Origin of the sequence: Clostridium tepidiprofundi DSM 19306 (assembly GCF_001594005.1) — a bacterium.
Classification (GTDB): Bacteria; Bacillota; Clostridia; order Clostridiales; family Clostridiaceae; genus Clostridium_AC; species Clostridium_AC tepidiprofundi.
The window spans coordinates 72,215-81,906 of the sequence record NZ_LTBA01000009.1; the positions used below are offsets into that span (position 1 = coordinate 72,215).

A 9,692-nucleotide genomic window follows, 5' to 3' on the forward strand; every position below is an offset into this window, starting at 1 on the left:
CTATTTTATTAATTCTACAACATTCCCACTTATAGAAGTGGGATATTGTAGTTCTTTGCTTCATGGGAATTAGAGTTTCCACCTGAAGTTTCGATGTTTTGCTTTATCAAAAATAATTTAATTTCATAGGACTAAAATAACATTAAAATTCTGCGTTTTTAGGTGTTCTTGGGAATGGAAGAACGTCTCTAATGTTACTCATGCCTGTTAAATACATTATAGCTCTTTCAAAGCCAAGTCCGTATCCAGCATGTTTTGTTTCACCATATTTTCTTAAATCTAGGTACCACCAGTAATCTTTTTCATCAAGTCCTAATTCTTTGATTCTTGATTTAAGCACATCAAGTCTTTCCTCTCTTTGGCTTCCACCAATTATTTCGCCAATTCCAGGGACTAAAAGATCCATAGCAGCAACTGTTTTGTTGTCATCATTTAATCTCATATAGAAAGCTTTTATTTCTTTTGGATAGTCAGTTACGAAAACAGGTTTTTTGAATTTTTTCTCTGTTAAATATCTTTCATGTTCAGTTTGTAGGTCACATCCCCATTCAACTGGATATTCAAATTTTTCTCCTGAGTTTTTAAGAATTTCAATTGCTTCTGTATAAGTAACATGAGCAAATTCAGAATTTAGTACATTATTTAGTCTATCAAGCAAGCCTTTATCAATAAATTTATTGAAGAACTCCATTTCTTCCGGAGCATTATCAATAACATATTTGATTATATATTTTAGCATTTCCTCAGCAAGTTCCATATCATCTTCAATATCAGCAAATGCTATTTCAGGTTCTATCATCCAGAATTCGGAAGCATGCCTTGCAGTATTTGAGTTTTCTGCTCTAAAAGTAGGTCCAAAAGTGTATACATTTCTGTGAGAAAGAGCAAATATTTCGGCTTCTAATTGTCCACTTACAGTAAGGTTAGATTCTTTACCAAAGAAATCTTTTGTAAAGTCTACTTTTCCATCTTCTGTTTTAGGAATGTTATCTAAATCAAAAGTAGTTACGTGGAACATTTCACCTGCACCCTCACAATCACTTCCAGTTATTATTGGAGTGTGAACATAAACAAATCCTTTTTCTTGGAAAAATTTATGGATAGCATATGCAGCAAGAGAACGAACTCTAAATGTTGCATTAAAGGCATTAGCTCTTGGTCTTAAATGAGCTATAGTTCTTAAATATTCAAAAGTATGTCTTTTCTTTTGAAGAGGATAATCTGAATTTGATAATCCTTCTATTATGACTTCATTTGCTTTGATTTCAAAAGGCTGTTTTGCATTTGGTGTTTCAACTAGTGTACCTATTACTGTGATAGAAGAACTAATAGGTAATTTCCCAATTTCCTTGAAGTTTTCGAGAGTATCATCAAATACAATTTGAATGTTCTTAAAGAAACTTCCATCATTAACTTCTATAAAGCCAAAAGATTTTGAATTTCTTATTGTTCTTATCCATCCAGATATTTTTACGGTTTTGTCTATGAATTTTTCTGATTCTCTGTACAATTGTTTTACTAGTACAATGTTTTTCATAATTATTTCCCCTTTCAAATTTCAAATTTTAGTATAGTTATAGTTGCTTCATAGAACTCCAAACTTCATAAGTAGAAGAGTGTTTGTTAGTATTCAAGTGGTTTAGAATTTACATACTTGCACTTGAATGTATTACAGTTGAACTTTGACATCAGATGTATTTAGTTCCGAAACTACCACTCAGTATAGCTACTTTATATAAGTTGAACTTTAACATGAGATGTATTTAGTTTAGAGTTCACACTACTCTACGCTCAACCTATGGATGAACGAATTTTTGTTATTGAGCAGATTACAAAACGTGAAGTATATAATAGAATATAGGCATTTGAAAGAAAATAACAAGTCAAAGATGCGACGTATATTTTGTGAAATACAAAGAGTTGGGTTCCGCTGATAGTAGGTTCTATCAACGGGTTCCGACGATGAAGTAGTTCGCAAAATAGACTAGCATACTGACTAGTTATTTTTTTGAAAATGCCTATAGTATAAAAAAAGGCTCTCATCCTCATTAAGGGACGAAAGACTGAATCTTCGCGGTACCACCCAAATTGTCATTAAATGACCACTCTAATCAGTACATAAGCCAGCAAAACAAATTGCTCAATATAACTATGCCGTGAATTTAGCATATAACAAGAACTAAAACTAAAACACAACATGAGTTTAAATAAGTTGCTGCATCAATACTGTCCAAAGCATAACGGTTTGGCTCCGTCTAAGTCTACTAACTACCTAAAATAGCTTTCGGTTAGAAACTCCGAGATGTTTTTCAATATAGGCTTCGTACTGGACTCTCACCATCTCCAATTCGCTTTGACTACATCCTATATCTACTCTTCTCTTCATAGTCTTTAATTGTATGGATTAGTTTAATTATATTTTTACCATTAATCAATAAAAAAATCAACAGTTTTTTATTAATTTTATATATTATATTGAGTATTAAATATCTATAATTAAATATTTAATAATTGAATATTTAATAATTGAATATTTATATTAAGTGCTAAAATTTTACATTATGTAATTCCATGTGTGAATTATTTTGAGCATTAAATTGAGTGATTCAATATTTCGGTATACAAATCAATATAATTTTAAATATTACTATAAATGAGCAAATTTCAATCTATTAAATGTAAAATAACATTTTAGTGCTATTGTCTAGCATCATTTAGTATAGGAAAACAGTAAAATTTAATATTACAAATTGAGTTGTCAAGTCATTTGTAAGTTATTGTAATGATTTTTGCTCATTTAAAGAATATTAATTATATTACCAGCATTATTGTTAAAATAAATATCACCAAAATTATTTTCAAGTTTTTCCAATGCTTTTGCACCTGTACAATGAGAAATACCTATAAATTTTAAATCCATTTTTTTAAACTCATTTAATGTCAAATCAATTCTGCTTTCATCTGCTTCAATCAAGTGAGTTCCACCAATAATTCCATATATTTTATTATGCAATCGTTCTTCAACTGTTTTTAGTATGTTAATTATTCCAATATGAGAACAGCCAACCAATACTATGAGCCCTTTAGGTGTATCTATGGTTAAAACAATTTCATCATCAAAACAATCTTTAACATATGAATTATCAATATTAATATAAAAATTACTATTTATTCTTTCATAATAAGTTGTTCTTTTGATGTTTGAAATTATATTAATTTTAGGCGTTAAATTGGTAATGTCTTTATCAACAAAAAATGTATTTATTTTTCTATCAATCAGAAACTGTTTATCAAAATTAGCACCTTTGTATATAAAATTTCCATGTTTCTTTGAATATTTTCTATCAAAGAATTTGTGGTTTATATACAAAGAAAAATTTTTTCTTGAAATATCACAAAAACTTTTAAAACCATTTGCATGATCGTAATGACCATGACTTATTACAACATAGTCAACATCATACAAATCAATGTTTAATTTTTTTGCATTCGCAATGAAATTATCAGATTGGCTTGTATCAAATAGTATTTTTTTATTATCACATTCTATTAAAAAGGAAAGACCATGTTCGCTAATTAAGTTTGAATTTTTGTTTAATGTGTCTTCTATTAAAGTTGTAATCTTAATTGACATATTGCATTTCGCCTACCTTAATATTCCCTTAATGGGAAACTTTTAACAATAGCATCTCTGTGGTTTCCATTTAACCTCCAAAGCTCTAACCTGTCGATTTTAGCAAATTTCAAATGATCGGTTTTGGGTAAATATTTGTAAACTGGTATACCAGAATCATTATATGCTTTCTTAATATTGTAATTGGCTAAAGCTAAGGGTATATTTATGGTATTATTCTTATTATTTATGTTAAATCCATGTAGACTTAAAGTATCTTCAATGTTTCTTTGAATTCTGATAATGTACCCTCTATTGTCAATCATTATGTTTACAAGTTTACCCTGATTATTTAAAGTTAAACTATTATTAATTCCAACTTTGAATTTTTTATAAGGTTCTAGTACCTTAGTGATAATATTATTTAGTTTATTAATGTCAGGATTGAATATAGTACCCAAAGGTATGTAAAGAGGATGGGTACTCTTATGTATTTTATATTTTCTGCAAATATTTCTTTGCAATTCTTCAATACCAGCGCAGGTATTTTTATCAAATAATGCAACTAATTCAAATTTCATTTTAACCTCCAATTACATATAATCAAGTGGGATTTTTATCTTCTTCAATCCGTAATATGCACTATAAATATTTATTATAATATATTTTGTATTAATATTTACTATAAAAATTTCTACATACTGCATTTTTTCGCTGTAATATATATGCTAAAAATCTAAATTACGAATTGAAGTTTATCTTTTACTTATGGAAAATAGTCCTGCTACAAAAAAAGATAAATATTTACATACAGTTAATTATAACACAAATTTGATTAATTATAATTACATTGAATAAGAAAAATTTCCAAAAGGGAATATTTACATATTTTAAAGCTTTTTATCCTATGTTAGTTATGATATAATAATACCTGAAACAATTAGAGTTTAACATATTTTATAATAAATTTTGTTTTTTGAGTTAAAATAATAGTGGTTATATATTTAATAGAAGGATGGGTAATATATGGATAAGTTAATCATTAATGGAGGAAAGAGGATCTGTGGTGATATCGAAATAAGTGGTGCTAAAAATGCTGCTGTAGCGATTTTGCCAGCTGCTGTGCTTGCTAGCAAAGGTGTTTGTACTATTGAAAATATACCTGATATTGAAGATGTTAGAGGAGTTTTAAAAATACTAGAGAGCTTAGGGTGTAAAATAACATCAGGGGATAATTATGCAGTTATAAATAGTGAAAATATAAATACATGTAAAGCAGATATTGATGAAGTCAAGGGTATGAGAGGTTCGTATTATCTGTTAGGAAGTTTATTAAGTAGATTTAAAAAGGCAAGTGTTGATATGCCGGGAGGATGTTCGATAGGTGTTAGACCCATAGACCAGCATATTAAAGGTTTTGAAGCATTAGGTGCTAAGGTTCAAATTGAACATGGAGTTGTGCGTGTTGAGGCAGAAAGATTAGTTGGAAGTAATATATACTTTGATGTTGTTAGTGTGGGAGCCACAATAAATGTAATGATGGCTGCTGTATTGGCTGAGGGTACTACTGTGCTTGAAAATGCTGCAAAAGAACCTCATGTAGTTGATGTTGCTAATTTTTTGAATACTATGGGGGCAAATATTAAAGGTGCAGGTACAGATGTTATTAGGATTACTGGAGTTGATGAACTTAGAGGATGTACTTATAGTGTTATACCAGATCAAATTGAAGCAGGTACATATATGATAGCTGCAGCTGCTTGTGGTGGTCAGGTAAGAATTAGAAATGTTATTCCTAAGCATTTAGAGTCTATATCTGCAAAACTTATAGAAATGGGAGTAGAAATTATTGAAGAAGATGATTTTTTGGTCATAAAATCAGATGGAAAATTAAAGGGCGTCAATATTAAAACGCTTCCATATCCAGGATTTCCAACTGATGTGCAGCAACCTATGAGTGCACTTCTTTCCATTGCTTGTGGTAGAAGCATAATAAATGAAAGTATTTGGGAATCACGATACAAGCATCTTGATGAACTCAAAAAGATGGGTGCAAATGCTAAAGTTGAGGGAAGAATTGCTATTATTGATGGGGTACAAAAGCTTACAGGTGCAGAGATAAGAGCTACCGATTTGAGAGCCGGAGCTGCTATGGTGATTGCAGGTTTAATTGCAGAGGGAACTACAGTAGTAACAGGAGTAGAACATATAGATAGAGGGTATCCAAAAATAGAAGAAAAGTTATCTAAATTAGGAGCGGATATAAGAAGAATTAAATCAGAAGATAAAAGGAGTTTAATATGAAGTTTTGTCCTTTGTATAGTGGGAGTAGTGGAAATAGTATATTTATATCGTCATATAATGCGAAAATTTTGATTGATGCAGGGTTGTCTGGGAAATATATAGATTACGCACTAGAGTCCATAGGAGAAAGAACAAGCAATGTGGATGCGATATTTGTAACTCATGAACATTCAGATCACATAAAAGGTGTAGGAGTTTTGTCAAGGAAATATAATATACCGATTTATGCTAATGAATCCACTTGGAATTCTATGAAAACGAAGATAGGAAAAGTTACAGATGAAAACATACATATAGTTGACCAAAACAGTATTGTTATCAAAGATTTGAAAATTGACAGTTACAATATATCGCATGATGCAGCTTGCCCAATAGGATATTCAGTGAGTGAAGGTAATAAGAAAGTTTGTATAACAACTGATTTGGGATATTTTTCAGAAGAAGTGCAAAATGCTACTTGTGATGCTGATTTGATTTTGTTAGAAAGTAATCACAATGTAGAAATGTTGAAGTTTGGGCCATATCCTTATGTATTAAAGAAAAGAATATTGAGTGAGATTGGACATCTTTCAAATGAGGCATGTGGAGAAGCTATATTGAGTATAATGAAAACAAAATCTAAAAGGATTGTGTTAGGTCATCTAAGTAAAACTAATAATTATCCAGAGCTAGCATACAAGACGGTAGAGAACATTTTGAAAGAAAATGGGGTTAGTATTGGACAAGATGTGTTGTTAAGTGTAGCGAAAAGGGACATGCCTAGTGAAATTATTAGTATTTAAGGAGGGGGAATATGAATAAAAAGTTAGCTGCTTTGATATGTATTTTGACTATTTTATTGAGTGCTATGCTTGTTTCCTGCAAAAATAAGGATAAGATAAGCTTAAACAACAAAGAAAAACTAGAAAATTTACAGTTCAAGAATGAAAAGGATGGTTATGTTGATATTGAATTGTACTTCGATGCTTCAAAAGATGGTAAGAAGGAAAAGACAGCACTTGAAGAAAGATTGATAGATAAGCAAGAATTGTTAGGAGAAATTATCATTCAAGAATTAATTAAGGGACCATCTGTTAAAAGTGAATTGAAGCCGATACTACCTAAAGAAACTAGATTGTTGAGTTTTTCAATAAATGATGGAATAGCGTCTATAAATTTAAGTAAAGAGGCAAAAGTTCAGATGACTCCAGTTAAAGAAAAAGCTTGTTTGGAAAGCATATCTAGTTCGTTAGGCGTGCTTAAAGATATTAATAAGATTCAGATACTTGTTGAAAATAAGGGAATAGATACGCTCGGGGGAAATTATGATATTTCTACTCCATTTTCAAAGGACGAAATAGACACGAGAAAGATTAAGCATTAAAGAAAATATTAGTTAAATTCTTCAATTTGTAATATGTACTATTTGTAATATGTACATAAATATTTAATATCATATATTTTGTATTAATATGCACTATAAAAATTTCTACATACTGCATTTTTTCGTTGCAATATATATGCTAAAAATCTAAATTACGAATTGAAGGTTAAATTAATTGTTCTTGAAAATAGTTTGTATATTAATTATAATAGTTGGCAGGAGATTGTTAATAGAGTTCACAGAATGGTTTTGATATTTTTTGGAATATATCTATAAGTCACAATATGCGAGGGGAGATTAAAAATGAGTTTATATAAAAATTGGAGCGATTTCGTAATTAATTACATAAAAGCAAATGGTCAGGAAAAATTCTGGTCAGAGTATGGAAAAATAGAGAAGGAAGTTTATATCAAATTGTTATCTGATCATGAAAAAGAGGTCAAAGGAAAGCTTACTGAACTTGCTGAAAGATTTGATGTAAGTGAAATTTACTTTGTTGGAATATTAGATGGAATTAATGATAGCCTTGAAGAACAATTAGATTTGGAGAAACTTGAGAGTGATTCTGAAATAGAATTAAAGATTAATTTTGAAAGATTGTATTTTAATATGTTAGATGCTAAAGCCGATTACTTGTATACTTTACCACAGTGGAACAACATATTGACTGAAGAAAAGAGAAAAGAAATTACGAAGGAATATAGAGCATCAAAAACTATAGTGAAAGAGAAAAAAATAGGAAGAAACGATCCTTGCCCATGCGGTAGTGGTAAGAAATACAAAAAATGTTGCGGTAGGAATGTTTAATTTTAACGCAACTAACGGAGAAATTTGTTTTCTATAATGTGGAGATGGATAACACTAAACTTTCTTATAGCCTGAAAGGTATAGGAAAGTTTTTGTTTTTATCAATTTTATAATTTTTCTACTTTTGCAAGTGAGATATTGAAGCGTTTTGTTTCAGGCAGAGTAGAGTATCCACTTGAAGTATCAATGTTGTGCTTTAATAAATTAAGCTCATTGTTAGGTTAAACAAACATTTTACGTCTATTCGAGATTTTCGTGCTTTAATAAATTGAGTTCATTGTTAGGTAGTCAAGATTAGATATTCTACGCTGTTTTAAATAAGTGCTTTAGTAAATTGAGTTCACTGCTAGGCTAGAATCTACAATCTGTGCCGCGAGGTTGTAAAGTGTTTTAGTAAATTGAGTTCACTGCTAGGGGCTTGTACAGTTGTAACTTATTATATGTGATAATAAAAAGAGTGGTAATGTTGTTTAGAGCTTGTATACTTGTAATTCTAAAATTTCTAAGGAAAAGGAAGAGATAAGTTTGAATATAACAATTATATGTGTTGGTAAAATAAAAGAAAAATATTTGAAGGATGCTATTTGTGAGTATTCTAAAAGGTTATCGAGATACTGCAAATTAAATATAGTGGAAGTTCCAGATGAAAAAACTCCAGATAATGCTTCGGAAAGAGATGAAATCATTATCAAAAATAAAGAAGGAGACAAAATTCTAAAAAAGATTAAGGAAAACATGTATGTTGTTGCATTGGATTTAAAGGGCAAAGCACTTTCATCAGAAGAGTTTGCTACTCATATGAATAATTTAAGTGTTAAAGGCAACAGCAATATAGCATTTGTTATTGGTGGTTCATTAGGGTTATCGCAGGATGTTTTAGCACGAGCAAATTTTAAATTGTGTTTTTCAAAAATGACATTTCCGCATCAATTGTTTAGGGTTATGCTCTTAGAGCAGATATATAGAGGGTATAGGATTAATAGCGGTGAACCGTACCATAAGTAACGGCCGTTTTTTGTTCAAAGTATTATAGTTGCTGGGGTGTAGCGATTTTTAAATAAATACAATTTGCTTATTATTATTTTATATGCAATGAGGAAATGAAATTATAGTTTGAGTAAATATTATTTAGGTTTTGGTAGAGTTTTAAACATTATTATTAATAAGTAAAAATGATGATAATTTAAGTAATTAGTTGATTTGGTTAAATTAGTAATGTGAGACAATGTAGTAATAAGGTTTTTAAAACAATACAATAGATATATAAAGAATCTATAGTTGAGAAAATTTCATAACATATATTTACAATTAAATAATTTCATAAAAAATAGAGACAAATTTCACTTTTTGTTGTATAAATTATTTTGAATACAAACTTTAACAACAGGAGTGAAATTATGTCTCATAAAAATAGTTTACCAGAAAAATCACCAATAAGCCAGTTTTTATTTAGCCTTGGATTCTTTTTATATTTTTCTAAACCTGTTTTAAAGCATATTGAGCAATTTATAAAAGGTTCCACCCAAAAGGGTTATAAAGGAACAATAACTGATATTGTTTTATTGAGTCTTGCTGACTGTCATAGAACTACCTTCGGTAAATTTT

Annotated in this window: 8 protein-coding genes, 1 pseudogene and 1 other annotated feature; of the genes and pseudogenes, 6 read left to right on the forward strand and 3 right to left on the reverse strand. The window is 29.6% G+C overall.

What is annotated here, in order from left to right; genetic code table 11:
- Positions 1 to 142: 142 nt before the first annotated feature.
- The 3 genes from asnS to CLTEP_RS05950 form a co-directional block, all read right to left on the reverse strand.
- The gene (asnS, locus tag CLTEP_RS05940) at positions 143 to 1,537 is read right to left on the reverse strand and encodes an asparagine--tRNA ligase (protein ID WP_066824020.1); all 1,395 of its coding nucleotides are present in this window, start codon (positions 1,535 to 1,537) and stop codon (positions 143 to 145) included.
- Between the two features lie 511 nt (positions 1,538 to 2,048).
- Positions 2,049 to 2,395: a binding site (T-box leader), on the reverse strand.
- Positions 2,396 to 2,797: 402 nt separating this feature from the next.
- Positions 2,798 to 3,634, reverse strand: coding sequence for an MBL fold metallo-hydrolase (locus tag CLTEP_RS05945; protein ID WP_084364691.1), 837 nt, complete (start codon positions 3,632 to 3,634; stop codon positions 2,798 to 2,800).
- A gap of 17 nt (positions 3,635 to 3,651) precedes the next feature.
- A complete protein-coding gene (locus CLTEP_RS05950; RefSeq protein WP_066824022.1) occupies positions 3,652 to 4,194 on the reverse strand; it encodes a hypothetical protein in 543 nt (180 codons plus the stop codon).
- A 445-nt stretch (positions 4,195 to 4,639) separates the two neighbouring features.
- Between CLTEP_RS05950 and CLTEP_RS05955 the strand changes: the two genes are divergently transcribed.
- The 6 genes and pseudogenes from CLTEP_RS05955 to CLTEP_RS05980 form a co-directional block, all read left to right on the forward strand.
- Complete coding sequence (locus CLTEP_RS05955) at positions 4,640 to 5,917, forward strand: UDP-N-acetylglucosamine 1-carboxyvinyltransferase (RefSeq protein ID WP_066824025.1); 1,278 nt, start codon at positions 4,640 to 4,642, stop codon at positions 5,915 to 5,917.
- Complete coding sequence (locus CLTEP_RS05960) at positions 5,914 to 6,699, forward strand: MBL fold metallo-hydrolase (protein WP_066824028.1); 786 nt, start codon at positions 5,914 to 5,916, stop codon at positions 6,697 to 6,699. The genes CLTEP_RS05955 and CLTEP_RS05960 overlap by 4 nt, the downstream gene beginning before the upstream one ends.
- Positions 6,700 to 6,710: 11 nt before the next feature.
- Positions 6,711 to 7,280 carry a GerMN domain-containing protein gene (locus tag CLTEP_RS05965; protein ID WP_066824031.1) on the forward strand — a complete coding sequence of 190 codons (570 nt, stop codon included), beginning with the start codon at positions 6,711 to 6,713 and terminating at the stop codon, positions 7,278 to 7,280.
- A 303-nt stretch (positions 7,281 to 7,583) separates the two neighbouring features.
- Positions 7,584 to 8,087: an SEC-C metal-binding domain-containing protein gene (locus tag CLTEP_RS05970; protein ID WP_066824033.1), complete on the forward strand. Its 504-nt coding sequence runs from the start codon at positions 7,584 to 7,586 to the stop codon at positions 8,085 to 8,087.
- A 525-nt stretch (positions 8,088 to 8,612) separates the two neighbouring features.
- On the forward strand, positions 8,613 to 9,092 hold the full coding sequence (rlmH, locus tag CLTEP_RS05975) for a 23S rRNA (pseudouridine(1915)-N(3))-methyltransferase RlmH (protein WP_066824035.1): 480 nt from the start codon (positions 8,613 to 8,615) through the stop codon (positions 9,090 to 9,092).
- 392 nt (positions 9,093 to 9,484) lie between these two features.
- Positions 9,485 to 9,692, forward strand: a pseudogene (locus CLTEP_RS05980) (IS701 family transposase); the annotation flags it as partial.